Origin of the sequence: Mesorhizobium sp. Mes31 (genome assembly GCF_024519675.1) — a bacterium.
Lineage (GTDB): Bacteria > Pseudomonadota > Alphaproteobacteria > Rhizobiales > Rhizobiaceae > Mesorhizobium.
This window is the reverse complement of sequence record NZ_JALJRL010000025.1, coordinates 18,594-42,845: the sequence shown is the minus strand read 5'-3', so window position 1 is coordinate 42,845 and position 24,252 is coordinate 18,594. Positions and strand designations below refer to the sequence as shown.

Here is a 24,252-nt window from a genome sequence, read left to right as displayed (position 1 = left end):
AACCGAACATCGAGACCAAAGCGCGCCGCGATCTTCTGGCAAAGTGTGTGAAGGACTATGAAGGGCCATTGGGCTGATGCAGGCGATTGCTCGCGTGAACCGGGTCTTCCGGATGAGCCGCCGGCCTCCCCTCCAGGCTAGGCGCTGAACAAACCACTTCAAACCGCGCGACTGGTTCGCTAGGTTCGAAACCATGTCTCAATCCGCCACCGCCATCTTCGGTGCCCGTCGCGATCAGGCCTTCCCCACGCTGGCTGAGGCCGACATTGATCGTATGCGCCGGTTCGGCGAGGCCAGCGCCTACGCCGCCGGCCAACACATCGTCACCGCCGGCGATGTGTCGCCCGGCCTGATCGTCGTCCTGTCGGGCAGGGTGGACATCACCCAGGATGGCGGGCTCGGCCGGCGTGAAACGATCGTCACCCACGGTCCGGGCAGCTTCGTCGGCGAACTGGCCCAGCTTTCGGCCCGCCCCTCGCTGGTGAATGCGCGGGCCGCCGAGCCGGTGGAGGCGTTCGTCATCCCCTCGCGCAGACTGCGCGACCTGATGGTGCAGGAGGCCAATCTCGGCGAGCGCATCATGCGGGCGCTGATCCTGCGCCGTGTCGGGTTGCTCGAAAGCGCCGCCAGCGGGCCGATCATCATCGGCCCCGTCGACAATGGCGACGTGTTGCGGCTGCAGGGGTTCCTGGCCCGCAGCGGTCAACCGCACCGCGTGCTTGATTCCGATACCGATCCCTGTGCGAAAACCCTGGTCGAGCGTTTCGACGTCGATCCTCATCACCTGCCGATCGTTCTGTGTCCGAACGGCAGGCTGTTGCTCAATCCCGGCGAGAAGGATCTCGCCCGTTGCATCGGCCTGCTGCGGCCGATCGATGCTTCAAGGCTGTACGACGTCGCCATCGTCGGCGCCGGGCCAGCGGGGCTGGCGGCCGCCGTCTACGCGGCTTCCGAAGGGCTGTCGACGATCGTGCTCGATTGCCGGGCCTTTGGCGGGCAGGCGGGCGCCTCCTCGCGCATCGAGAACTATCTCGGCTTCCCGACCGGTATTTCGGGAATGGCGCTGATGGCGCGCGCCTACAACCAGGCGCAGAAGTTCGGCGTCGAAATGGTGATACCGGACGAGGCGAAGCTGCTGAGCGCCGAGGCCGACGGCGCCCGCTATCTGCTCGATGTCGGCGACGGCGAGAGCGTGCGGACGCGTAGCGTGGTGATCGCCAGTGGTGCGCGCTATCGCCGGCTCGATGTCGCCAACCTGGCGCAGTTCGAGGGAACATCCGTTCACTATTGGGCGTCGCCGATCGAAGCACGGCTTTGCGGCGGCCAGGAAGTGGCATTGGTCGGCGCCGGCAATTCGGCCGGGCAGGCGGCTGTCTATCTGGCCAGCCACGTGCGCAAGGTGGCGCTGCTGGCGCGCGGCGGCAGCCTCGAGGCAAGCATGTCGCGCTATCTGGTGGAGCGCATCAAGGCGCAGCCGAACATCGAGATCCTGACCGGGACCGAGATCGAGGCGCTGGAAGGCAATGAGGGCAATCTTGCCACCGTACGGTGGCGCAACCGCGCGAGCGGCGTGCAAACGACGCGCCCGATCCGCCATCTCTTCCTGTTCATCGGCGCCGACCCGAATACGGACTGGCTGGCGAACTGCAATGTGGCGCTGGACGCCAGGGGTTTCGTGCGCACCGGATCGGACCTGGGATCGGCGCATGGCGTGATGGAGACGAGCCGCAGCGGGGTGTTTGCCATCGGCAACGTCCGCTCCGGTTCGGTCAAACGCGTCGCGGCGGCTGTCGGCGAGGGTGCCCAGGTGGTCGCGGCATTGCATGCATATCTTGCGCAAGACGGCAGCCACGCCACGCAGAGCAATTCCAGGAAAAGTGTGTAACGGTTTTCCCGGGAAAAGCGCACGGCGCTTTCCCCTTGGGAATTGCGCAAAAGGGATAGTTGAGCCTGAACGGATCGGGAGAGTGTGATGGCGGATCAATGCAGACATGCAGCCGGGATCAAGGACGTGACGCCGAGCGCGCTCGGCTGCGAGGAATGCCTGAAGAGCGGTTCGGAATGGGTGCATCTGCGGCTCTGTCGAACCTGCGGCCATGTCGGCTGCTGCGACGACTCGCCCAACCGTCACGCCACCAAGCATTTCCACGCCACCCGCCACCCGATCATCGAAGGTTATGATCCGCCGGAAGGCTGGGGATGGTGCTATGTCGACGAAGTCTTTCTCGACCTCGGCGACCGCACCACGCCGCAGAACGGCCCGATCCCACGCTTCTATTGAGCAGCGCCAGCCTGATCGCGCACGGAGCTCCGAAGAAAGCCCGGTTCGTCCGGGCTTTTCCTGTCTGACGCATCGGTGTCGGTGGCCGATTGTCAGCGAACTGACAGGTTTCCTGTTCCAGTGTCCGGCAAATCACGATCACCGAGCCCGATCCTGGGACGCTTTCTTCAGCGGAATCGTACCTGTGTCATTGAGTGCGGCCAAAAGGGGCCGTCGCCACGACAAAGCTTTGACATGATCGCGGCTAGTTTGGAAATGTTCAAAACTGGAAGGCTCGCATGAACCCCACCTACACAAGCGCGCAGAAGGCCATTCACTGGGCGGTGTTTCTGCTGGTCATCGGTCTTTATGGCTTGACCTATATGGAGGAGCTTTTCCCGCGCGGCGACCCCGGTCGTGCGCTCGTCTGGTGGCTTCATATTTCGTTTGGGCTGCTGCTGTTCGCGCTGGTCGTTATCCGCGTCGGCCTGCGGCTGGTGCTGGGAACGCCTGGACTGCCGACGGAAATGTCAGAGCTTGAACGATGGGCGGCAAAGATCGCGCATCTGCTGCTTTATGGGCTGCTCGTGGCCATTCCCGTTCTTGGCATCCTGCTGACGTGGTACAGGGGCGACGCCTTGAGCTTCTTTGGCCTTTTCACCATCCCGGCTCCGGTTACTCCCGACCGCGATACGGCCCGATTCATCAAGGAGCTGCACAGCCTCTGCGCCAATCTGATCCTCATCCTTGCCGGAGTGCACGCGGCGGCTGCCCTCTGGCATCATTTCATCCGCAGGGACGACGTGCTCAAGCGAATGCTGCCGGAAGCCACGGCCTCCTGAAGCAATACCAGGAAACGGTTTCCGTCCGAGATGGCGTGAAGACAGGGCTCCGGATAGCCAGCCCCTCGATCAGTCTCGCCGTACGGGCGGCGGGGCGGCTTCCTGGTTCTCCACGCTGTTGTCGTTCACCTGCAGGGCTTTGCCTCGGACCGTCTTCTTCTTGAGCGTGTCGCCGGTCTGCGTTTGCGGCGGGCGCTTGGGATTTTGCGCGGTGTTGTCATTCACGTCGAGCGCTCTCGTCATCATGTCCTCCAGTTACTGTCCTGGAACACAATGTCCAACGGTGCGTGGGGTTCCCCGGTAACGGGGCGCTCCTTGCGACCAGGCGTCTTGCAGCCCGCAGTTTAACTGTCATGCGGGCTTGTGCCGTCGCACGATCTTCCACTCCTGCCAGATCAGCACCATCACGGCCGCATCGAAGACGGTCAGGACGAGCAGGCCAAACGAATGGGTGTAGGAGTAGCGGTAGATTTGATAGACCATGAACAAGCCCAATGCCGCGAGCGATGCCGGATACGACCAGAGCTTGCCTCTCAGCAGGCCGACAACCAGGGCCAGTTTTATCAGGCCGTGGCTGAGCAGGTAGAAGGCGTAGAACTCCTTGCTGGCGATCGAAAAATGGCTTGCCATCTGCAACAGATGGCCCGCTATGAAATCGTTCGGATCTTCGATCAATTCCTCTTGGGTGAGTGCCCTTACCCAGGCGGCAATGGTGTCGGTGGAGATGACATAGAGCAGTATCCCACCGATGCATTCGATCAGGGCATGCGCGCCCTTGAGCCACACGCCGACTTCAAAAATCTGATGGATGCGGTGTTCATCGACGGGCTTCAAAGATCCAACCTCACGACCAATCGCGGAAACCGACGCCAAATGAATGCAGTCTTACGCACTGGATAAACGCCGCGGCCGGTATCAGCCCTTTTCTTGATAAGGCAATGGTCGGCATCTCACAAATCGGCGTTCGACACACTCCCTGACCGACGGTGTCGGTGGGGTCATCACTGGCGTCCGGGTGCCATCAAGGCGCGGCTGGCGTACCGGGAGAACTCCCGGCTGGACAAACTGGTGAGCAAGATTCTTTAGGCCGGCGCGGTTCGAAGCTTCCGGACAGGCGTTCGCTACCGGCTGTCGCGCCGTTTACCGCACCGACCCGGTGACGGTCGGATCGAGCGCATTGGGAACGGATTTGCGTTCGTTGCCGGCAAGTGCCGCTATGATCAGCAGGCTGGCAACGACCGGCACGAACAGGATGGCAACGCGGGCTTGCACATAGAAAATGGCGCGCCATTCGCTGCGCTTCTCGGGGCTGTTGCTCATCATACTCACTTTGTCATGCCCCCCGGCGCGTGACATAGCCGCGAACGGTTAAGCAACTCCTTCCGACTTTGTTAACCGGCGGAAAGTTGCGCCCGGCGTCAGCCCAGCCCAATGCGCCTGGCGCCTTGCCGGAAGCGTGCCGCGGCATCGGGCTCGAAGCGGAAAGTGTCGATGAAATCGTCGCTCGAGTAGTGCGGCAATGTCTTGCGGATGGCGGCGGCAAAGCCTCGGGCCTCGTCGAGCCGGCCCGCCAGCGCCAGGCAATGCGCGGCGATCGCCAGGATGATGGTGTGCGCGTTTGGCCGCGCCGCCGCCTTCAGCGCCCATTCGGCCGCCTCCTCGAACTGGCCGAGCCGGACATGCGCCATGGCCCGCGCCCCCAGCATGCCGAACAGCAGCGGGTCGAAGGGGCTGAGATGGCGCGAATGGTCGGATGAGCCGATCGCCGCTTGCGGGTCGCCCGACTGCGAGTGCACGAAGGACAGCGCATAGTGGCCAAGCGCGAAGTTGGGGCTGAGATCCACCGCCCGTTCCAGTTCGAGCAGCGAGCCGTCCTGCTCGCCACGCAGCCACAGCGCCCGGCCCATCGCCCAGTGCGCGGCCGGATTGTGGTCGTCGAGCAGCAGGCTGTGGCCGGCGCTCTCGAAGGCGAGCGCGCTTTCCCGGTCGCGGTCGCCCCAGCGCTGGAAGGCGTTCTGCCAGTGGGTGAAGGACAGGCCGGCATAGGCGCGGGCGAAGGTCGGGTCGAGCCGCAGGGCCATGTCGAAGAAATGCCGCGCCTGCTCGTTCTCGGTCTGGGTGAAGCGGTACATGTGCCAGAGGCCGCGATGATAAGCTTCCCAGGCGTTGAGCGAGTTGGGCGCCTTCAGCATCGCGCGGTTGCGTTCGACCGTTTCGATCTCGGCCGAGATCGATGAGACGATGCTGTCGCAGATATCGTCGAGTACGGCGAAGATGTCGTCGGGCCGGCGCTCGAACGTCTCGGCCCAGACGATCCTGGCCGTGCGCACCTCGATGAGTTCGACACTGACAATGAGCCGGCCGGTAGGGCCACGCACCGTGCCCCCGGTCGGGCTGCGCACCGTACCCGTGGCGACATAGTCGACATTCAGCCTGCGGCCGGCATCCTCGGGGGCGATGTTCTTCTCGGCCAGCGCAAACACCGATCCGCGCGCGATGACGAAGAAATCCCTGAGCTTGGCAAGCCGGGTGATGATGTCGTGGGTGAGGCCGTCGGCGAGCCCGCCGCCGGTGCCGTCGCTGATTTCCTCGACAAACGGCATCACCGCCAGCGAAGCATGGTTTGGCTCCACCGGGCCAGCATCCAGGGGCGTGGCCACCAGGCGTGGTCCCACGGGCACCAGGGCCCGCGGCGTCGGAGGCGAGGCAGCCGGCGGCCTGTCGCGGATCGCCCGCCAGGCCGCGTTGACTGCTCCGAAATCGAGCTCTTCCGATTGGAACAGCCGCGCCGCGGCCGCCAGATGCTGCTCGGCCGCGCCGATCTCGCCGCGCCCGGCCAGTCCGGCCAGCAGCGTCGCATGCGCACGCCCGTCGAACGGCGCCAGTTCCACCCACCTTTGCAGATGGCCGATCGCCTCGTCGCCGCCCGGAGGCAGGCTGCCGGCAAGCTGTTCCAGCACCGCCGCGTGGCACGAACCGAAGCGGTGGCGCTGCGCGATCAGCCAGCTGTTGAAATGCGGGTTGCGCTCGAGCTCCAGCCCGTCGAGGAAATCCCCGGTGAACAGTCTGGCCAGCACACGCAAGCGCTCGACCTCCAACGTGTCGGGCCCTTGCGCGGCGGCGCTGGTAACCTCGAGCGCGTCGACGAGACAATCGCTCAGATCAAGCGCCACCGTGTCGCCTTGCGTGGAGACCCGGCGCCGGCCCGGCTCATCGAGCACGCCGCGCAATTTGCTGAGGCACCAGCGCAACTCGCCACGCGGGTCGTTGGGCACGTCCCATAGAAGCTCGCACAAACGGCCGCGACCGACCGGATGCGGCGCCAGCGCCAGATAGGCAAGGAGCGCGCGCAGTTTGCGTGACGCGGGCAAGACCACCGGAACGCCGTTGCGTGAGATCGTCAGCGGACCGAGCATGCGCACCGACAGGCCGGCCGTTTCGCCGTCCAGTCTCGATCGGGTGGATTCCACGTAAATTTCCACGCCTGCTCCCACGCTGGCCTGTCGGCCTCTCCTGTATCACCGAACGCGACAAGGCGCATCCGGCGGCGAATTTCCGCGCCGGATGCCGCCATTGCCGGCAAGTCAATGCTATCGCGGCAAGGTCTCGAAACCTCGCCGCCCAACTCGCCGGTTTGTAACCGGCCTGTGATGACAACCACGAAGATCGAGGAGATCAAAGATGTTGCAGCAACGGAAAATCAGGACCACGGCCGGCCGCGGCCGCCTGTTCGACAGCATTCTCGACACTGTCGGCGACACGCCGGCGATCCGCATCAACAATCTCGGGCCGGCGCATGCGACGATCTATGTGAAGGCCGAGTTCTTCAATCCCGGGGCGTCGGTGAAGGACCGGCTGGCGCTCAACATCATCGAGGAGGGCGAGCGCAGCGGCGCGCTCAAGCCGGGCCAGACCGTGGTCGAGGCGACCAGCGGCAACACCGGCATCGGGCTGGCCATGGTCTGCGCGCAGAAAGGCTATCCGCTGGTCGTCACCATGGCCGACAGTTTTTCCGTCGAGCGCCGCAAGCTGATGCGCATGCTGGGCGCCAAGGTGGTGCTGACGCCGCGCGCCGAAAAAGGCTTCGGCATGTACAAGAAGGCGGTGGAGCTGGCTGAGGCCAATGGCTGGTTCCTCGCCCGCCAGTTCGAGACGGCGGCCAATGCCGCCATCCACGAGGCGACCACGGCGCGCGAGATCATCAATGATTTCGCCGGGTCGCGGCTCGACTGCTTCGTCACCGGCTACGGCACCGGCGGCACCGTCGTCGGCGTGGCGCGCGTGCTGCGCCGCGAGCGGCCGGAGACCCGCATCGTGCTCTCCGAGCCGGCCAACGCGCAGCTTGTCGGCAGCGGCAAGGCCCAGCAGCGCGGTGCCGACGGCGCCCCGGCCGCCAGCCATCCGGCCTTCGAACCGCATCCTGTCCAGGGCTGGACGCCGGACTTCATCCCCAACGTGCTGCAGGAAGCCATCGACACCAGCCTCTATGACGAGGTGATGCCGATTGCCGGGCCCGAAGGCATCAAATGGGCCAAGGCGCTGGCGCGCCAGGAAGGCATCTTCACCGGCATCTCCGGCGGCGCCACCTTCGCCGTGGCGCGGCAGGTCGCGGAGAAAGCGCCGGCCGGCGCGGTGATCCTGTGCATGCTGCCCGACACCGGCGAGCGCTACATGTCGACGCCGCTGTTCGACGGCATCGAGGCTGAGATGGACGCCGACGAGACGGCGCTGTCACGCTCGACGCCGGGCTGCCAGTTCCCGGCAGCTTGACGGGAGACAGGACATGGACGCCGTGCAGGAAGCCTCTGGCATGCTGGCCGAGGAAACGCTTGACCCCTCCGACTGGGCCGATGTTCAGATCCTGTCGCACCGGGTCATCGATGATGCCGTCGCTTATCTGAGCGATGTTCGCGACCGCCCGGTCTGGCGGGAGATGCCGGCGGATGTGCGAGAGTTCTTCGCGACGCCGCTGCCGCGATCGCCGGCGTCCCTTGCCACCGTCTATGGCGAGGTCTCCCGGACCGTGATGTCCTATCCGATGGGCAATATCCATCCGCGCTTCTGGGCCTGGTACATGGGGTCGAGCAACTTCACCGGCGCGCTTGGCGATTTCCTGGCGGCGGTCCAGGGCTCCAATCTCGGCGGTGGCAACCACGCCGCCGGGCTGATGGACGGCCAGGTGGTCAACTGGTGCAAGCAGATGCTGGGCTTTCCCGCTTCGGCCGGCGGCACGCTGGTCAGCGGCGGCTCGATGGCCAACATCATCGGGCTGACGGTAGCCCGCAACACCAAGGCCGGTATCGACGTGCGCGAACACGGCGTCTCCGCCATCGAAAAGCCGTTGCGCTTCTATGGCTCGGACCAGATCCATTCCTGCCATCGCAAGGCAATGGAAGCGCTCGGCCTCGGCAACAGGGCGCTGCGCCGCATTGCGACCGACGCCAGCCTGCGCATCGACATAGCCGCCTTGCGGGCAGCGATTGCCGAGGACCGCGCGGCCGGGTTCAAGCCGGCCTGTGTCATCGGCAATGCCGGCACGGTGAACACCGGGGCGATCGACGACCTGCGGACGCTTGCCAAACTGGCACACGAGGAAGACCTCTGGTTCCATGTCGACGGCTGCATCGGCGCGCTGATCGCCATCGCGCCACGGAATGCCCATCGCGTTGCCGGCATCGAATGGGCCGATTCGGTCGCGCTCGACCCGCACAAATGGCTGCATGCGCCGTTCGAGGTCGGCTGCGCCCTGGTCAGGGATGCCGTCGCGCATCGCAAGACCTTCGCGGTGACGCCGGAATATCTGGAATCGATGCCGCGTGGCCTCGCCTCCGGCGAATGGCTACACGACTACGGTTTGCAGACGACGCGCGGTTTTCGCGCGCTCAAGGTGTGGATGGCGCTGAAGGAGCATGGCGTCGACAAGTTCGGCCGCCTGATAGACCAGAACATCGCGCAAGCGGCCTATCTCGCCGGGCTGATCGAGGCCGAGCCGCTGCTGCAACTGGTCGCGCCGCCCACCATCAACATCGTCTGCTTCCGCTATCAGCCCGGCCTCGCCGGCGAGGCGATGAAGGCGCTCAACACCGAGATCATGCTGCGGCTGCAGGAACAGGGTATTGCCGCACTGTCGGACACCACCGTGCATGGCGAACACTGCCTGCGCGTCGCGATCAACAACCATCGCACCCGGCGAGAGGATCTCGACCTTCTGGTGCGTGAAACGGTGCGGCTGGGACGGGAAATCACGGCGGAGGGCTCCACGTCTTCCTAGTTCGCGGCAGGCATGCGATTCTGCCGGGATGATTCGGGAGGTCCGATCGTGACACTCTTTCGCATGGCCGTGCTCGCGGCACTGGTCTTCACCACGTCGGCCGAAGCCGCCGACATGGCCTTCTTCGTCAAGAACCTGCGCAAGGAAGCGGTCGCGGTGGAGCTGTTCAGCCATGACCGCGAAACGGTCTGGCCGGGCAACGACCAGGTGTTCCTGATCGATCCGGGCTCGCAGAAATCGGTGCCGCTGTCCTGCAATCAGGGCGAGCACATCTGCTATGGCGCCTGGGTCGACGGCGACGACAGCATCTCCGCCGGCGTCGGGCCGGACAATGACCAGCCCTGCGACACCTGCTGCTTCATCTGCGTGGAACATACCACCGAGACGATCGACCTGGTGCCGTGAGGCGTCGGACCCAAATTAAGTCGGGGGTCAGCCCGCATGGCCCACTTCCGCGATTCGATGCAGCATGCGATGGTCGCCGCGCGGCCGGATGGGCCGCTTATTCAGGGGGCTGTCATGTTTTACGCTTATGCGCGCCGCACGGTGGTCGCGCTCTCTCTTGCCGCGCTGTTTGCGCCGGCGGCGCATGCCGCCGATATCACCTTCGCCATCAAGAACAGCCACCCCAATGCCATGCGCGTCGAGCTCTACAGCCAGGACCGTGACTATGTCTGGCCGGGTGATGGCAAGGATTTCTATCTCGACGACGGCGAGACCAAGCAGATACCGGTTTCCTGCAACGAGGGCGAGTCGATCTGCTACGGCGCCTGGGTCGATGGCGACGAAGAGACCTATTGGGGCGTGGGTCCCGGCAACAAGGAAAAATGCGACGACTGCTGCTACACTTGCAACGGCGGCGAGACTGAGGAAATTGAATTGACCCCGTGAATCGGACTAGCTTGCGGGAGCCGGTCCGGCGTGACAGGAAGCCCTGGCGGGGCCAACAGGAGCGCGGCAATGGCAGGCATGGTCGAAAGCGACAAGATCGACGTCGGATTTTCCGGCAAACGCTGCATCCATTCACGCAATTGCGTGCTTGGCGATCCGCATGTCTTCGTACCCAACGCGCCGGGGCAGTGGATCCACCCCGACGCAGCCAGTGTCGAGAAGGTGGTGGCGATCGCCGAAAGCTGTCCTTCCGGCGCCATCACCTACGTCAGAAAGGACGGCAGGCCGCAGGAACAGCCGCCGGTGGTCAACACCGTGCGGCTGCGGGAAAACGGCCCGCTGGCCGTCCATGCCGAGATCGTGCTCGACGGCGAGACCTTTTATCGCGCCACGCTCTGCCGCTGCGGTGCTTCGGAAAACAAGCCGTTCTGCGACGGCAGCCACACCAAATCGGGTTTTGCCGCCACTGGCGAGCCGCCGCTCAAGGACACGCCGGCGCTGGAGGCGAGGAATGGCCCGCTGATGGTGACGCCGACCACCAACGGCCCGCTCAAGCTCGAGGGCAATGTCGAGATCGTCACCGGCACCGGTCACACGATCGACCGCACGCAACGCACCTTCCTCTGCCGTTGCGGCCATTCGGCCAACAAGCCGTTTTGCGACGGCACGCACAAAAAGATCGGCTTCGTGGCATGAAAGGCCGTTCGCCAGCGTTAGTGTAGGATGAGGGTTCGCGCTCAGGAGGAAATCACCATGCGCACCATGCTTGTTCTTGCCCTGCTTGCCTTTGCCATGCCCGCCTACGCCGCCAATCATGCGGTCCAGATCAAGGGCATGAAATTCAACCCGTCCAAAATCTCGGTCGCCGTCGGCGACACCATCACCTTCACCAATGCCGACGCGATGACGCACACCGCCACCGCGCTCGACGGCTCCTTCGATACCGGCCATCTCGCCACCGGCAAGAGCGCCAAGGTCAAGATATCGGCCGCCGGCGCGCACCCGTTCCATTGTGCGATCCACAGCTCGATGAAGGGCACCGTCACCGCGAAATAGCGGCATCCTCGCCGGACTTGTCTTCCGCCATGCCGAGAACACCTCCAGCGTCGGCGGGATATGGTCACCCAAGAGTGCGCGGCGGTTTTGGGGCAACGGCATGCATGAAAACGGAGGACTTGAGGCCCGTCACGTGAATCCGGTTCAACGCGGCGCGCTATGTCGTTGCGGCCAAAGCTGCTGATCTTCCCCAACACGGGAGACCAGGTCCTCGTCACGGCCATCGCGTGTTGGCCCAGCGCTCGCCGCTTTATCGGCCGGCCCGTATGGGTTAAGGGCGGGGAGCAAAAAGCCTCGCCCGTCCGGATCCGCCAAAAGAATGACCGCCAAGACCAAGCCAAAGCCGCTGTTCCTCGGGATCGACACCGGCGGCACCTACACCGATGCCGTGCTGTGGTCCGAGACGGAAGGCCTGCAGCAGGGGCCGAACAAGGGCAAGGTGCTGGCCAAGGCCAAGGCGCTGACCACGCGGCATGACCTCGCCGTTGGCATTGCCGGCGCCGTCGACGCGGTGCTGCGGAAGGCCGGCACCGATCCGGCTGCCATCAAGCTGGTCTCGATGTCGACGACGCTTGCCACCAACGCGCTGGTCGAGGGCCAGGGTGGCCGCGTCGCGCTGGTGATGATCGGTTTTTCCGAGGGCGACCTCGCCCGTGACGGGCTGAAGGCCGCACTCGGCACCGACCCGGTGGTGTTCTGCCCCGGCGGCCACGATGTGCACGGCAATGCCGCCAGGCTCGATCTATCCGGACTGGAGGCCGCCTTGCCGGAACTCGGCGCCTCGGTGTCCGGCTTTGCCGTCTGCGCCTATTTCGCCACCCGCAACCCGGCGCACGAGATTGCCGCCCGCGACCTGATCCGCGAAAGGACGGGCCTGCCGGTCACCGCCAGCCACGAGCTGTCGGCCAAGCTCGGCGGTCCGCGCCGGGCGCTGACGACGTTGCTCAACGCCAGGCTGATCTCGATGATCGACCGGCTGGTGGCGGCGACCGAAGGCTTCTTGGAAGCACGCAGGATCATGGCGCCCCTGATGGTGGTGCGCGGCGATGGCGCGCTGGTTTCGGCCGCCTTCGCCCGCCAGCGGCCGATCGAGACGATCCTCTCCGGCCCGGCCGCCAGCCTGGTCGGCGCCCACCATATGACCGGGCTCGACAATGCCATTGTCTCCGACATCGGCGGCACCACCACCGACGTCGCCGTGCTCGACAACGGCCGCCCGCGGCTTGATCCGGAAGGCGCCACGGTCGGCGGCTTCCGCACCATGGTCGAGGCCGTCGCCATGCGCACCTACGGCCTCGGTGGCGATTCCGAAGTGGCGCTGGAGGACGGCGCGCTCAACCCGAAGATCCTGCTTGGGCCGCGCCGCCTGGTGCCGCTGTCGCTGGCCGGCATGGCGCATGGCGCCGCCGTCACGACGGAGCTCGAACGGCAGCTGCGCGCACCCAATCCGGGCCGCATGGACGGCCGCTTCGCGGTGCGCACGGGCGTGCCGGACCGGCTCGCCGCCGGGCTGACCGGCGCCGAGGCCAGGCTCTATGAGACGATCGGTGCCGTGCCGCTCGCCATCGACAGGCTTTTGACTTCGAACGCGCAGAACGCGACGCTCAACCGGCTGGTGTCGCGCGGGCTGGTGCATGTCGCCGGCTTCACGCCGTCGGACGCCGCTCATGTGCTGGGCAAGCAGGCGAACTGGGATCCGGTCGCCGCTCGGCTCGGCGCCGAACTGTTCGCGCGCAAGCGGGACGGCCGTGGCCAGCCTATCGCCGCCTCGCCCGAAGCAATCTCGGAGCGCGTGCTGGTGACGCTGACGCGCTGGTCGGCCGAATACATCCTCGAAACCGCCTTTGCCGAGGACGGGCTCGATGGCGCGGCGACGGTGGCGCACGCTCTGGTGCAGCGCGCCGTCGACGCGCATCCCGGCATCGCCCGCCTCAGCGTCGCGCTCGACCGCCCGGTCATCGGCCTTGGCGCCTCGGCGCCGCTGCATTATGCCGGCCTGCCACCGTTGGTCGGCAATGACTGCGTGGTGCCGGAAGATACCGATGTCGCCAATGCGCTCGGCGCCGTCGTCGGTCAGGTGCGGGTGTCGGCCGAGGCGCGGGTCAGCCAGCCCAAGGAAGGGCTGTTCCGTCTTGCCTCGGGTGAAACCGTGCGCGATTTCCTCGACGAGGCCACGGCGATCGCGGCGGCAGAGGCCGATGTCCGCGCCATCGTCGCCCAGCGGGCCAGGGATGCCGGCACCGACAGCGCCGAGATCGACGTCACCACCGAGTTCCGCGTCTCGACCGTCGAAGCCCAGCGCATGTTCATCGAGGCGCATGTCGTGGCGGTGGCCTCGGGAAGGCCGCGCATTGCGGTTTAGCTCTCTTCCTTCTCCCCGTTCACGGGGAGAAGGTGCCCGCAGGGCGGATGAGGGGCAGCGCCAGCCAACGCGATTTCACTGTACCGCGCATCCAACAAACGCCGCGCCGCCCCTCATCTGGCTGCCGCCATCTTCTCCCCGTAAACGGGGAGAAGGACGCTGTTGCTTTCGCCTTCGCCAACTGCCCAAAATGGCCACCTTCACCTTAAGCCGAATTGACCCTGCAAACCTGACATGTCAAAGGCGCGCGAAGCCTTTCGTCTGGAGAAGCCCTTATGACCGATCGCATCGAGATCGCCGGATTGCGGATTGCCCGCGAGCTGCATGATTTTGTGGCTGACGAGGCGTTGCCCGGCACCGGCATCGCGGCGGACGCGTTCTGGAACGGCTTCTCGGTCATCGTCCATGACCTCGCGCCGAAAAACCGGGCGCTGCTGGCAAAGCGCGACGCCATGCAGGAGAAGCTCGACGGCTGGTATCGCGAGCACGGCGCGCCCGTCGACATGGAGGCCTATAAGGCATTCCTGAAAGAGATCGGCTATCTTGTTCCCGAGGGACCGGCCTTCAGCGTCACCACCGACAATGTCGACCCGGAAATCGCCGTGGTCGCCGGGCCACAGCTGGTCGTGCCGGTGATGAATGCCCGCTACGCCCTCAACGCCGCCAATGCGCGCTGGGGTTCGCTCTATGACGCGCTCTATGGCACGGACGCCATTCCCGAGACGGATGGCGCCGAAAAGGGCAAGGCCTTCAATCCGGCGCGTGGCGCCAAGGTCGTGGCCTGGACGAAGACTCTTCTTGATGAGGCAGCACCCCTCACCTTGGGAAAATGGGCCGGCGTCAACGGTCTTTCGGTGGCCAATGGCGCCTTGCGGCTGAGCGCCGGTGCGGGCTCCACGACATTGGCCGACCCCAGACAATTCGTCGGCTATCGCGGCGACGCCGCTAACCCCGACGCCGTGTTGCTCATGAAAAATGGGTTGCACATCGAGATATCGATCGACCGCAACAACCAGATCGGCCGCACCGATCCGGCCGGGATCGCCGACGTCATCCTGGAATCGGCGCTGACCACCATTCAGGACTGCGAGGATTCGGTCGCGGCGGTGGATGCACAGGACAAGGTCGTCGTCTACCGCAACTGGCTCGGCCTGATGAAGGGCGACCTGGCCGAGGAGATCAGCAAAGGCGGCCGCACCTTTACCCGCAAGCTCAACCCCGACCGGTCCTACACCGCGCCCGCCGGCGGCACGCTGACGGTGCCCGGCCGCTCGCTGATGCTGGTCAGGAATGTCGGCCACCTGATGACCAACCCGGCGATAACAGACCGCGACGGCAACGAGGTCCCGGAAGGCATCATGGATGCGGCGATGACGGCGCTGATCGCGCTGCACGATGTCGGGTCCAATGGCCGCCGCGCCAATTCCCGCGCCGGCTCGATGTATGTCGTGAAACCCAAGATGCACGGGCCGGAGGAAGTCGCCTTCGCCGTCGAGATCTTCGATCGTGTCGAAGCGCTGCTCGGCATGGCCCGGAATACCATCAAGATGGGTATCATGGACGAGGAGCGGCGCACCACCATCAACCTCAAGGAGGCGATCCGCGCGGCACGCGAGCGCGTGGTGTTCATCAACACCGGCTTCCTCGACCGCACCGGCGACGAGATCCACACCTCGATGGAAGCCGGCCCGATGATCCGCAAGGGCGACATGAAGCAGGCCGCCTGGATTTCCGCCTACGAGGCCTGGAATGTCGACACCGGGCTGGAATGCGGGCTGGCCGGCCACGCCCAGATCGGCAAGGGCATGTGGGCGATGCCCGATTTGATGGCGGCGATGCTGGAGCAGAAGATCGCCCATCCCAGGGCCGGCGCCAACACCGCCTGGGTGCCGTCGCCGACGGCGGCGACACTGCACGCCACCCACTACCACAGGGTCGATGTCCACGCCGTGCAGGCAGCGCTGAAGAACCGGCCCAAGGCCAGGCTCGACGACATCCTGTCGGTGCCGGTCGCGGTGCGGCCGAACTGGAGCGAGGCCGACATCCAGAAGGAGCTCGACAACAACGCGCAAGGCATTCTCGGCTATGTCGTGCGCTGGATCGACCAGGGCGTCGGCTGCTCGAAAGTGCCAGACATCAACGATGTCGGCCTGATGGAGGACCGCGCCACGCTACGCATCTCCTCGCAGCACATCGCCAACTGGCTGCATCACGGCGTCTGCAGCGCCGACCAGGTGATGGCGACGATGAAGCGCATGGCCGCGATCGTCGACCGCCAGAACGAGGGTGATCCGCTCTATCGGCCGATGGCCACCGATTTCGACCAGTCGATCGCCTTCCTTGCCGCCTGCGACCTGGTCTTCAAGGGGCGCGTCCAGCCCAACGGCTACACCGAACCGGTGCTGCACGCGCGGAGGTTGGAGCTGAAGGCGCGGGACGGGGCCTGAACCGGAGTTCAAGCGTGAGAGCGGGGGGAGACCGCCAGTGCGCCCCACAGGCGGGAACATCAAGCCGCCTGCGCCACCCGCTCCGAGCTCATGCGATAGGAGATCGCTTCGGCGAGATGGATGCGGCCGACGGTTTCGCTGGCGTCGAGATCGGCGAGCGTCCGCGCCACTTTCAGCACGCGGTGATAGGCCCGCGCCGAGAAGGCGAGTTTCTCGCTGGCGTCCCTGAGCAGCGACAGGCCGGCGGCGTCGGGCATGGCGATGTCTTCGATGACAGCCGGCGCGCAATGCGCGTTGGTGGTGGCGCTGGTCACGCCGAACCGTTCGAAACGCTCGCGCTGGATGGTGCGGGCGCGTGCCACGCGCAGCGCCACATCGGCACTCTTCTCCGCCCGGTCGGGCCGGATCAGGTCGCTGGCCGAGACTGCCGGCACCTCGATCCTGAGATCGATGCGGTCGAGCAACGGGCCTGAGATACGCGCCTGGTAGTCGGTGCGGCAGCGCTCGCCTCGCAGGCAGCGATAGCCCGGCTCGCCGGCCATGCCGCATCGGCATGGGTTCATCGCCGCCACCAGCTGGATGCGCGCCGGATAGGTGACGCGATGGTTGGCGCGCGCGATCATGCAGTCGCCGGTCTCCAGCGGCTGGCGCAGCGCATCGAGCGTCTGCGGCGTGAATTCGGGGAACTCGTCGAGGAACAGCACGCCGTGATGGGCGAGCGAGACTTCGCCCGGCCGTGCCCGCAAGCCGCCGCCGACCATCGCCGCCATCGAGGCCGAATGGTGCGGGGCGCGGAACGGCCGCCGGTCGGTCAGCTTGCCCTCGCCGAGCTCTCCCGCCACCGATGCGATCATCGAGACTTCCAGCAATTCCTTCGGCGCCAGCGGCGGCAGGATCGACGGCAGGCGCTGCGCCAGCATCGATTTTCCAGAGCCGGGCGGCCCGACCATCAAGAGATTGTGGCCGCCGGCCGCCGCCACTTCCAGCGCCCGCTTGGCGGTCTCCTGGCCCTTGATGTCGGCAAGGTCGGGCAGGTCGCGCGCCGAGGCGTGGATGCCGGCCTCCGGCCGCGACAGCACCTGCGTGCCGCGAAAATGATTGGCGATGGCGATCAGGCTGCGCGGCGCCAGAATGTCGAAATCGGCACCCGCCCAGGCCGCTTCCGGCCCGCAGGCGAACGGGCAGATCAGGCCCTTGCCCTCGGCGTTGGCGCCGATCGCCGCCGGCAAGGCGCCGGCGACGGCGGCAATCGTACCGTCGAGCGACAATTCGCCAAGCACGACATAGCCGGCCAGCATGTCGCCCGGAATGGCGCCCAGCGCCGCCATCAGGCCAAGCGCGATCGGCAGATCGTAGTGGCTGCCCTCCTTCGGCAGGTCGGCCGGCGCCAGATTGACGGTGACCTTCTTGGACGGCATCGACAGGCCGGAGGCATGCAGTGCCGCCTGCACCCGCTCGCGGCTTTCGGCCACCGCCTTGTCGGCCAGGCCGACAATATGCATGTTGACCTTGCCGGGTGCGATCATCACCTGCACGTCGACCGGCACGGCCTCGATACCCTGGAAAGCGACCGTGCGAACCCGCGCCACCATTTTCCCACCCTGGATATGGGCTTGCCCCAGCCCGTGCGATCAGGGCCTTGATAGCCCTTGGGGAGACAATCACAGTTTCCCAATCAAAGCAAGAACATTACGGGAACGCATAATCGCGTGGGTTGCAGCCGGATTGAGACCGGTTGCAAAAGCGGAACATGGTTAAGACAAAATGAAAACGGTCTACTTCCGCTTGTCCTCGATCGCGTCCCAGAACAGGCTGGCGATGTCGGCGCCGCCGAAGCGCTTGACCTCGCGCACGCCGGTCGGCGACGTCACGTTGATCTCGGTCATGTAGTCGCCGATGACATCGATGCCGACGAGGATGAAGCCGCGCTCCTTCAGCGAGGGCCCGATGCGGGCACAGATCTCGCGCTCGCGCTCCGTCAGCTCGGTCTTTTCGGCGCGGCCGCCGACATGCATGTTGGAGCGGGAGTCATGCTCGGCCGGCACCCGGTTGATGGCACCGACCGGCTCGCCGTCGATCAGGATGATGCGCTTGTCGCCCTTGCGCACCTCCTTCAGGTAGCGCTGCACGATATAGGGTTCGCGGAACATCTGGCCGAACATCTCGAGCAGCGAGGCGAGGTTGCGGTCGGCCTCGTGCAGATGGAAGATGCCGGCGCCGCCATTGCCGTAGAGCGGCTTGACGATGATGTCGCCGAACTCCTTGCGGAAGGCGGCGACTTCCTGGCTGTCCTTGGTGATCAGCGTCTCAGGCATCAGGTCGGCAAACTCGGTGACGAAGATCTTTTCCGGGCTGTTGCGCACCCAGGCCGGGTCGTTGACCACCAACGTCCCGGGATGGATGCGCTCGAGGATGTGCGTGGTGGTGATGTAGTTCATGTCGAAGGGCGGATCCTGGCGCAGCAGGACGACGTCCATTTCCGACAGATCGGTGCGCACCTGCTCGCCCAGCGAATAGTGGCTGCCCTTCTCGTCGCGGACAGTCATTTCCTCAATGCGGGCAAACACCTTGCCGTCGCGCAGCGACAGCCGGTCGGGCGTGTAGTGGAACAACTGGTGGCCGCGCCGCTGCGCCTCCAGCGACAGCGCGAACGAGGTGTCGCCGGCGATCGACACGGTGGAGATATGGTCCATCTGGACGGCGATTTTCAGCTTCATGGCAGGTCTCCGGCGCATCGGATGGGCGACTGCCTTGCCTGTACAGCCTCGCCGCGCGTCTGCCAATCGCGACATTTTGAAGATTGGCATCAGGCAACCGCAAGCCTGGCCGCTACCGGCCAGTTGGAGACAAGGCGAGGCTGCGCGTCATCGTTTTCTTAAGCCTTGCCGTGCAAGGGTAAGCGCCGAATTGACCCGGTCCGCCGCTGCCGCACCGGTTCTCGATGGAACAACGACCATGAACGCCGTCACCGCCATCCGCGCCGCCTCGGCCAAAGAGTTCGAACTCACCATCCTCATGCCGTGCCTCAACGAGGCCGAGACGCTGGCTGTCTGCATCGGCAAGGCGAAGGCTTTTCTGGGCAAGGCCGGGATCTCCGGCGAGGTCTTGATCGCCGACAATGGCAGCACCGACGGTTCGCAGGACATCGCCGCGGCGATCGGCGCCCGCGTCGTGCCTGTGGCCGAAAAGGGGTATGGCGCCGCCTTGCTCGGCGGCATCGCCGCCGCCAAGGGCCGCTTCATCATCATGGGCGATGCCGACGACAGCTATGATTTCGGCGCGCTGGAGGCCTTCGTTGCGCGCCTGCGTGACGGCGCCGACCTAGTCATGGGCAATCGCTTCCAGGGCGGCATCGAGCCCGGTGCCATGCCGCCGCTGCACCGCTATCTCGGCAATCCGGTGCTGAGCTTCGTCGGCCGGCTGTTCTTCCGCATCAAGACCGGTGATTTCCACTGCGGTCTGCGCGGCTTCAACACCGAGAGCATCAGGAAGCTCGATTTGCAGACGACCGGCATGGAATTCGCCAGCGAAATGGTGGTGCGTGGCGCGCTGGCTGGCCTGCGCATCGAGGAAGTGCCGACCAAGCTCAAGCCCGACGGCCGCAGCCGGCCGCCGCATCTCAGGACCTGGCGCGATGGCTGGCGGCACCTGAAGTTCCTGCTGGTCTACAATCCGCGCTGGATGTTCTTCATACCCGGCACGGTGCTCGGCGGCCTTGGCATGCTGTTTGCGGCGCTGCTGGTGTTCGGGCCGCTGCGCGTGATCGACAATCTGTCGCTCGACCTCAACACCTTCGTCGCCGCCTGTTTCATGGTCGTCACCGGCGTCCAGCTCATCACTTTTGGCGCCATTTCGCGCTACTATGCCGAGATAACCGGCATTCTGCCGCCAAGCCGACGTTCCGACTGGCTGACCAGAACCATCAGCACCGATCGTCTCGCCACCAATGCCGGCATCTGCTTCGCCGGCGGCGTGCTGTTCTTCACCTATGCCGTAGCGCGCTGGGCGCATCTCGGCTTCGGTCCGCTGAACGATTCCGAAATCCCGCGTATCGTCGTGCTCGGCCTCAGCCTGATCGTCATTTCATTCCAGGCATTCTTCTCGGCCTTCCTGCTGGGGGTTCTGGAGATACCGGTAAAACGGCTGAAAGCAGGCCAGGCCAACCGATCTGGCGAATCCGTCGCGCCTGCTGAAAAATGAGCGGGCTTGCGCGAAAATTCGCCTCGGTTCGGCTTATCCGGTTCGCCGTGGTCGGCATTGGCGCGGCGCTGCTGTTCTTCGGCCTGTCCTGGGCCCTGGTTTCGGCCGGCTTGCCGCCGTTTGTCGGAAGCGTCATCGCCTATGGACTGGCGTTCGTGGTGGCGTATTCGGCACAGCGCGGCTGGACGTTCGAGGGACGGCACGACCACGCCCATGCGTTGCCACGCTACCTGGTCACCCAACTGGCCTGCGCAACGTTCGCAGGCCTGTCCGCCCATGTCGCGGTATCGATATTTTCCGCGTCGCCGCTGGTCATGTCAGCCATCACCACGGTCGCCGCAAGCGCGGCGAGCTATGTGCTTTCATTGGTCTGGGTGTTTCGCGACGATCAAAGAGCCGCGTGAAGGCGTTCGACCGCGGCCCGCAATTCCCGCAACATATCCGCGAATGACAAACAAAGCGCTTCGCGACATGGACTGCCTTTCGCAAGGCCGGCTTAAGGTTTGCGCAGTGAGTTGGCGCTAGGTTTCCTTTCGCCAAAGGGAGCAATCAAAGGCCGTCCAGTGACTCCTGTCGATGCCATAATGTCCGTGAAGGCCACGCCACGCCCGTCTTGGCGCAACGACCTCGCGCTGGCGCTCATCGCCGCGCTGGTGTTGGTTGCCGTCGGCGCCTGCAACGGATTCCGCGAATTGACCAATGCCGGCGGCGACAATGACAGTCTGCTGCGTCTGGTCGAGGTTCGCGACATGCTGGCCGGACAGGGCTGGTTCGACCTGCATCAGTACAGGATGGGGCTTGAAGGCGGCTTCGTCATGCACTGGTCGCGGCTGGTCGACGCGCCCCTCGCCGCCATCATCCTCTCGGCCTCGGCCCTGACCGGCAGCATGGCCATGGCCGAGGCCATCGCGCAGATACTGTGGCCGGCGCTGCTGTTCTGTGCCGCCGTGTTCTTCACCGCCCGCGCGGCGCGCAGTTTCGCCGGCGCGGGCGCCGTGCTGCCGGCTGTCGTCGTCGGCGCCGCGGCGCTGTATTTCATCGGCATCTTTTCGCCGGGCGCGCTCGATCATCACAATGTCCAGCTGACGCTGACCATGGCCAGCCTGAGTTTGCTGCTCGAGGCACCCGCGCGGCGGTGGGCGGCACTGTTTTCGGGCCTGTGCGCGGCGCTGACGCTGGCTGTCGGCATGGAAACCGCGCCCTATGTCGCCGCCATCGGCGCCTGCGCGGCGATATTGTTTGTCGTCGACCCGGGCGGCGAACGCCGGATCGCAATGGATTTTGGCCTCGGCTTTGCCGGCGTTTCGGCGCTGGTGTTCGTCACCACCATCCCGCCGTCGGCCTGGGGCCAGGCGCAATGTGATGCCTTCTCGACCGTGCAGTTCGTCGTCGCGGCGCTTGCTGGAACTGGCCTTGCGACCATCGTTTCGGTCGATGCGGCCAGCCGCACGCGCCGGCGGCGGCTGATCTCGCTCGGCCTGCTTGCGGTGGTGCTGGGCGCTGTCGTGGTGGCGCTGTTCCCGCAATGCCTGGCAGCCCCCTATGCGAACCTCGATCCGCGCCTCACGGGATTGTGGCTCGATTACATCGACGAGGCGCAGTCGCTGTACAAACTGGTCGTCTACGATCCGGTCCGCGTGGTGGCGCGTTTTGCCACGCCGCTGCTGGCGGTCGCCCTGATGGTGCTTCGCTTCAGCCGAGGCGGCTGGCGGCGGCAGGACAGTCTTGTCGGCGTGCTGCTGACTGTGGCGTTCCTGGTCAGCGCTTGGGAAGTGCGCGGCTCGACGTTCTCCATCGCCTTCGCGGTGATCCCGCTTTCCGCCTGGATCGACAAATGGCGGCAGCAGGCCGAAACCAGCCCGACACGCGGCGCACTGCTCAGGATGGCCGCGGCCTGGCTGATCTCGGTGAACGCAATCTGGTCGGCCACCGCCGAGGCGACATCGAGCGTGTTCGAACCCCGTGTGGCCGTCAAGGACGCCAGTGTCGATGGGTCCTGCCAAGGCAAGGCCTCGTTCGCGGCACTCGGCCAGATGCCGGACACCAGCGTGCTCGCCATTTCCAATCTTGGCTCGCCCATCCTGGCCTATTCCGGACATCGCGTGTTCGCCGGGCCGTATCATCGCAACATCGCGGGAAACCTGCTTGCGCTCGATGCCTTCCTCGGATGGGACACCGATGCCAGGTCGGTGGTCGAAAGCCACCATGTCGGCCTAGTCGCTGTCTGCCGCGGCAGTCCAGAAAGCCAGCTTCTCGCCGCCACGGCGCCGGACGGCTTTCTGGCCGGGCTGATGCGCGGCAACGTGCCGGAATGGCTGGAGCCGGTCGCGGACACCAAGGGCGCCCCGCTCGAACTCTATCGTGTCAGGCCTAACGGCTGAAGAATTGCCTGAAGACGAAGGTTTGACGCGTGCCGCGTCGACCTTCCCGAAGGTGATGCACTTTACCCGCGAATAGTCGATTTGGGGATACGTTTCCTAAAGGGTTTGGTGACAGTCTGGGCCTAAATCCGAAGTCACAAACAGGGACACCGATGCAAACTTCGTTTGGCACCGGTCAGGCAAACAGGGAGAGCACGGATCTGGCATTCACCGATCCGTTGACCGGGCTTGGCAACCATCGCCGCTTCTTCGACAAGGTCGATCGCCTGATCAGCGATCGTGCCGATGACCCGGCACCGTTCACCGTCGGTATTCTCGACCTTGACGGCTTCAAACCGATCAACGACCTGTTCGGCCACAAGGCCGGTGACGATATCCTGATCCAGGTCGCCATGCGGCTGCGCGCCTCGATGGACGGCCATTCCACGGTCTGCCGCATCGGCGCCGACGAATTCGCCTTTCTCTATCCGATGGTGTTCAGCGAGGAAGCGGCGGCGGAAAAATCCCGCATGCTGATCGAGATCCTGTCGGCGCCCTACGATGTCGGCGAACGCACGGCGAGGCTCTCGGCCTCGGTCGGCTGCTCGTTGTTCTATTCCGGCGACGAGACCACCGAAATCCTCGTCAACAAGGCCGAGACGGCGCTCTATCACGCCAAGCGTTCCGGGCGCGGCAGGGTCGTCGTCTACACCCGCGAGATGGAAGAAGCAGCCAAGCGCGTCACCCGCATCGAACAGGCGCTGCGCCGCGCCGTCTCCGCCGGTGAGGTGGAGCCTCATTTCCAGCCCATCGTCGACCTCAACACCCGCCGCACCGTCGGCTTCGAGACGCTGGCGCGCTGGACCGATCGCGACCTCGGCTCAGTGCCGCCGACGGTCTTCATTCCCATCGCCGAGGAGCGCGGCATCATCGGCCCGCTGTCGCAGCTGGTGCTGCGCAAGGCGACCGAGGCGGCCAGAAGCTGGCCGAAGGACCTGTTCCTGTCCTTCAACCTGTCGCCTTCGCAACTCGTCGACCAGAACACCGGCCTGCACATACTGGCGATCCTCGAGCGCACCGGCTTCGATCCGCGCCGGCTGGAAATCGAGATCACCGAGACCGGCCTGATGAACGACCCCGCCTCGGCCGAAAAGATCGTCGAGGATTTGCGCCGTGTCGGCATCCGCGTTTCGCTCGACGACTTCGGCACCGGCCAGTCCTCGCTCGGCCGCTTGCGCGAATTCCATTTCGACAAGCTCAAGATCGACCGCGCCTTCGTCTCCTCCATTCTCGATGACCGCCCCTCGGAACACATCATTCGCGCCATTCTCGCCATGTGCGAGGGGCTCGGCATGGATGTCGTCGCCGAAGGCATCGAGCAGGAAGCGCAGGCCGACCGCCTCGTCCAGTTCGGCTGCGCCGGCGGGCAGGGCTATCTGTTCGGCAAGCCGGTCGATGCCGACGCAACGCTCGGCTATCTCCGCGATTCCTTCCGCGGCGCCTTGCGCGCCAAGGCGGTCTGACCGCCGATATCGACGCCGCCGGCAATCCTGCTGATTGCGC

The 24,252-nt window shown here is 65.3% G+C and carries 21 protein-coding genes; 15 read left to right on the top strand and 6 right to left on the bottom strand.

The annotated features are described in order from the left end of the window. Positions 1 to 193 precede the first annotated feature (193 nt). From NR193_RS29385 to NR193_RS29375, 3 genes are all read left to right on the top strand, one after another. Positions 194 to 1,885, top strand: a complete 1,692-nt coding sequence (locus NR193_RS29385; RefSeq protein WP_256754194.1) for an FAD-dependent oxidoreductase — start codon at positions 194 to 196, stop codon at positions 1,883 to 1,885. Between the two features lie 87 nt (positions 1,886 to 1,972). Next, a complete protein-coding gene (locus NR193_RS29380) occupies positions 1,973 to 2,281 on the top strand; it encodes a UBP-type zinc finger domain-containing protein (RefSeq protein WP_256754193.1) in 309 nt (102 codons plus the stop codon). 278 nt (positions 2,282 to 2,559) lie between these two features. Next, positions 2,560 to 3,102, top strand: a complete 543-nt coding sequence (locus tag NR193_RS29375; RefSeq protein ID WP_256754192.1) for a cytochrome b — start codon at positions 2,560 to 2,562, stop codon at positions 3,100 to 3,102. Between the two features lie 69 nt (positions 3,103 to 3,171). Here NR193_RS29375 and NR193_RS29370 read toward each other — a convergent pair whose 3' ends face one another. The 4 genes from NR193_RS29370 to NR193_RS29355 form a co-directional block, all read right to left on the bottom strand. Continuing rightward, positions 3,172 to 3,345 (bottom strand): hypothetical protein, encoded by a 174-nt coding sequence (locus tag NR193_RS29370; protein ID WP_256754191.1) that lies wholly within the window; start codon positions 3,343 to 3,345, stop codon positions 3,172 to 3,174. 108 nt (positions 3,346 to 3,453) lie between these two features. Then, entirely contained in the window at positions 3,454 to 3,936 is a 483-nt protein-coding gene (locus NR193_RS29365) for a DUF2127 domain-containing protein (protein WP_256754190.1), read from the bottom strand. Positions 3,937 to 4,242: 306 nt separating this feature from the next. Next, complete coding sequence (locus NR193_RS29360; protein ID WP_256754189.1) at positions 4,243 to 4,422, bottom strand: hypothetical protein; 180 nt, start codon at positions 4,420 to 4,422, stop codon at positions 4,243 to 4,245. A 98-nt stretch (positions 4,423 to 4,520) separates the two neighbouring features. Next, entirely contained in the window at positions 4,521 to 6,572 is a 2,052-nt protein-coding gene (locus NR193_RS29355; RefSeq protein WP_375162750.1) for a transcriptional regulator, read from the bottom strand. Positions 6,573 to 6,783: 211 nt separating this feature from the next. Here NR193_RS29355 and NR193_RS29350 point away from each other — a divergent pair, with 211 nt between their 5' ends. The 8 genes from NR193_RS29350 to NR193_RS29315 all read left to right on the top strand — a co-directional run bounded on the left by NR193_RS29350 (position 6,784) and on the right by NR193_RS29315 (position 16,129). Further along, positions 6,784 to 7,872, top strand: a complete 1,089-nt coding sequence (locus NR193_RS29350; protein WP_256754188.1) for a PLP-dependent cysteine synthase family protein — start codon at positions 6,784 to 6,786, stop codon at positions 7,870 to 7,872. Positions 7,873 to 7,885: 13 nt separating this feature from the next. Continuing rightward, a complete protein-coding gene (locus NR193_RS29345; RefSeq protein WP_256754187.1) occupies positions 7,886 to 9,373 on the top strand; it encodes an aspartate aminotransferase family protein in 1,488 nt (495 codons plus the stop codon). Positions 9,374 to 9,421: 48 nt separating this feature from the next. Further along, a complete protein-coding gene (locus tag NR193_RS29340) occupies positions 9,422 to 9,778 on the top strand; it encodes a hypothetical protein (RefSeq protein ID WP_256754186.1) in 357 nt (118 codons plus the stop codon). Positions 9,779 to 9,892: 114 nt separating this feature from the next. Continuing rightward, complete coding sequence (locus NR193_RS29335; RefSeq protein WP_256754185.1) at positions 9,893 to 10,264, top strand: hypothetical protein; 372 nt, start codon at positions 9,893 to 9,895, stop codon at positions 10,262 to 10,264. Between the two features lie 69 nt (positions 10,265 to 10,333). Next, positions 10,334 to 10,960 (top strand): CDGSH iron-sulfur domain-containing protein, encoded by a 627-nt coding sequence (locus tag NR193_RS29330; protein ID WP_256754184.1) that lies wholly within the window; start codon positions 10,334 to 10,336, stop codon positions 10,958 to 10,960. A 57-nt stretch (positions 10,961 to 11,017) separates the two neighbouring features. Continuing rightward, the gene (locus NR193_RS29325) at positions 11,018 to 11,320 is read left to right on the top strand and encodes a cupredoxin family copper-binding protein (RefSeq protein ID WP_091575798.1); all 303 of its coding nucleotides are present in this window, start codon (positions 11,018 to 11,020) and stop codon (positions 11,318 to 11,320) included. Between the two features lie 319 nt (positions 11,321 to 11,639). After that, a complete protein-coding gene (locus tag NR193_RS29320; RefSeq protein ID WP_256754183.1) occupies positions 11,640 to 13,682 on the top strand; it encodes a hydantoinase/oxoprolinase family protein in 2,043 nt (680 codons plus the stop codon). A gap of 275 nt (positions 13,683 to 13,957) precedes the next feature. Continuing rightward, complete coding sequence (locus NR193_RS29315; RefSeq protein ID WP_256754182.1) at positions 13,958 to 16,129, top strand: malate synthase G; 2,172 nt, start codon at positions 13,958 to 13,960, stop codon at positions 16,127 to 16,129. A 59-nt stretch (positions 16,130 to 16,188) separates the two neighbouring features. Here NR193_RS29315 and NR193_RS29310 read toward each other — a convergent pair whose 3' ends face one another. Together NR193_RS29310 and gshB are read right to left on the bottom strand one after the other, a co-directional pair. After that, positions 16,189 to 17,721: a YifB family Mg chelatase-like AAA ATPase gene (locus NR193_RS29310; protein WP_256754181.1), complete on the bottom strand. Its 1,533-nt coding sequence runs from the start codon at positions 17,719 to 17,721 to the stop codon at positions 16,189 to 16,191. 183 nt (positions 17,722 to 17,904) lie between these two features. Next, positions 17,905 to 18,846, bottom strand: a complete 942-nt coding sequence (gene gshB, locus NR193_RS29305; protein WP_256754180.1) for a glutathione synthase — start codon at positions 18,844 to 18,846, stop codon at positions 17,905 to 17,907. A gap of 238 nt (positions 18,847 to 19,084) precedes the next feature. Between gshB and NR193_RS29300 the strand changes: the two genes are divergently transcribed. The 4 genes from NR193_RS29300 to NR193_RS29285 all read left to right on the top strand — a co-directional run bounded on the left by NR193_RS29300 (position 19,085) and on the right by NR193_RS29285 (position 24,212). Then, entirely contained in the window at positions 19,085 to 20,329 is a 1,245-nt protein-coding gene (locus tag NR193_RS29300; protein ID WP_256754179.1) for a glycosyltransferase family 2 protein, read from the top strand. Further along, the gene (locus tag NR193_RS29295) at positions 20,326 to 20,733 is read left to right on the top strand and encodes a GtrA family protein (RefSeq protein WP_256754178.1); all 408 of its coding nucleotides are present in this window, start codon (positions 20,326 to 20,328) and stop codon (positions 20,731 to 20,733) included. Before NR193_RS29300 ends, NR193_RS29295 begins: the two co-directional genes overlap by 4 nt. Before the next feature lie 180 nt (positions 20,734 to 20,913). Next, positions 20,914 to 22,710 (top strand): GtrA family protein, encoded by a 1,797-nt coding sequence (locus NR193_RS29290; protein ID WP_256754177.1) that lies wholly within the window; start codon positions 20,914 to 20,916, stop codon positions 22,708 to 22,710. A gap of 152 nt (positions 22,711 to 22,862) precedes the next feature. Beyond that, positions 22,863 to 24,212, top strand: a complete 1,350-nt coding sequence (locus NR193_RS29285; protein ID WP_256754176.1) for a bifunctional diguanylate cyclase/phosphodiesterase — start codon at positions 22,863 to 22,865, stop codon at positions 24,210 to 24,212. Positions 24,213 to 24,252 lie beyond the last annotated feature (40 nt).

Excerpts from the sequence above, each read along its gene's own strand:
- NR193_RS29385 (WP_256754194.1), top strand. The coding sequence starts at position 194 with ATGTCTCAATCCGCCACCGCCATCTTCGGTGCCCGTCGCGATCAGGCC.
- NR193_RS29380 (WP_256754193.1), top strand. The coding sequence starts at position 1,973 with ATGGCGGATCAATGCAGACATGCAGCCGGGATCAAGGACGTGACGCCG.
- NR193_RS29375 (WP_256754192.1), top strand. The coding sequence starts at position 2,560 with ATGAACCCCACCTACACAAGCGCGCAGAAGGCCATTCACTGGGCGGTG.
- NR193_RS29370 (WP_256754191.1), bottom strand. The coding sequence starts at position 3,345 with ATGACGAGAGCGCTCGACGTGAATGACAACACCGCGCAAAATCCCAAG.
- NR193_RS29360 (WP_256754189.1), bottom strand. The coding sequence starts at position 4,422 with ATGAGCAACAGCCCCGAGAAGCGCAGCGAATGGCGCGCCATTTTCTAT.
- NR193_RS29350 (WP_256754188.1), top strand. The coding sequence starts at position 6,784 with ATGTTGCAGCAACGGAAAATCAGGACCACGGCCGGCCGCGGCCGCCTG.
- NR193_RS29345 (WP_256754187.1), top strand. The coding sequence starts at position 7,886 with ATGGACGCCGTGCAGGAAGCCTCTGGCATGCTGGCCGAGGAAACGCTT.
- NR193_RS29335 (WP_256754185.1), top strand. The coding sequence starts at position 9,893 with ATGTTTTACGCTTATGCGCGCCGCACGGTGGTCGCGCTCTCTCTTGCC.
- NR193_RS29330 (WP_256754184.1), top strand. The coding sequence starts at position 10,334 with ATGGCAGGCATGGTCGAAAGCGACAAGATCGACGTCGGATTTTCCGGC.
- NR193_RS29325 (WP_091575798.1), top strand. The coding sequence starts at position 11,018 with ATGCGCACCATGCTTGTTCTTGCCCTGCTTGCCTTTGCCATGCCCGCC.
- NR193_RS29320 (WP_256754183.1), top strand. The coding sequence starts at position 11,640 with ATGACCGCCAAGACCAAGCCAAAGCCGCTGTTCCTCGGGATCGACACC.
- NR193_RS29315 (WP_256754182.1), top strand. The coding sequence starts at position 13,958 with ATGACCGATCGCATCGAGATCGCCGGATTGCGGATTGCCCGCGAGCTG.
- NR193_RS29310 (WP_256754181.1), bottom strand. The coding sequence starts at position 17,721 with ATGGTGGCGCGGGTTCGCACGGTCGCTTTCCAGGGTATCGAGGCCGTG.
- gshB (WP_256754180.1), bottom strand. The coding sequence starts at position 18,846 with ATGAAGCTGAAAATCGCCGTCCAGATGGACCATATCTCCACCGTGTCG.
- NR193_RS29300 (WP_256754179.1), top strand. The coding sequence starts at position 19,085 with ATGAACGCCGTCACCGCCATCCGCGCCGCCTCGGCCAAAGAGTTCGAA.
- NR193_RS29295 (WP_256754178.1), top strand. The coding sequence starts at position 20,326 with ATGAGCGGGCTTGCGCGAAAATTCGCCTCGGTTCGGCTTATCCGGTTC.
- NR193_RS29290 (WP_256754177.1), top strand. The coding sequence starts at position 20,914 with ATGTCCGTGAAGGCCACGCCACGCCCGTCTTGGCGCAACGACCTCGCG.
- NR193_RS29285 (WP_256754176.1), top strand. The coding sequence starts at position 22,863 with ATGCAAACTTCGTTTGGCACCGGTCAGGCAAACAGGGAGAGCACGGAT.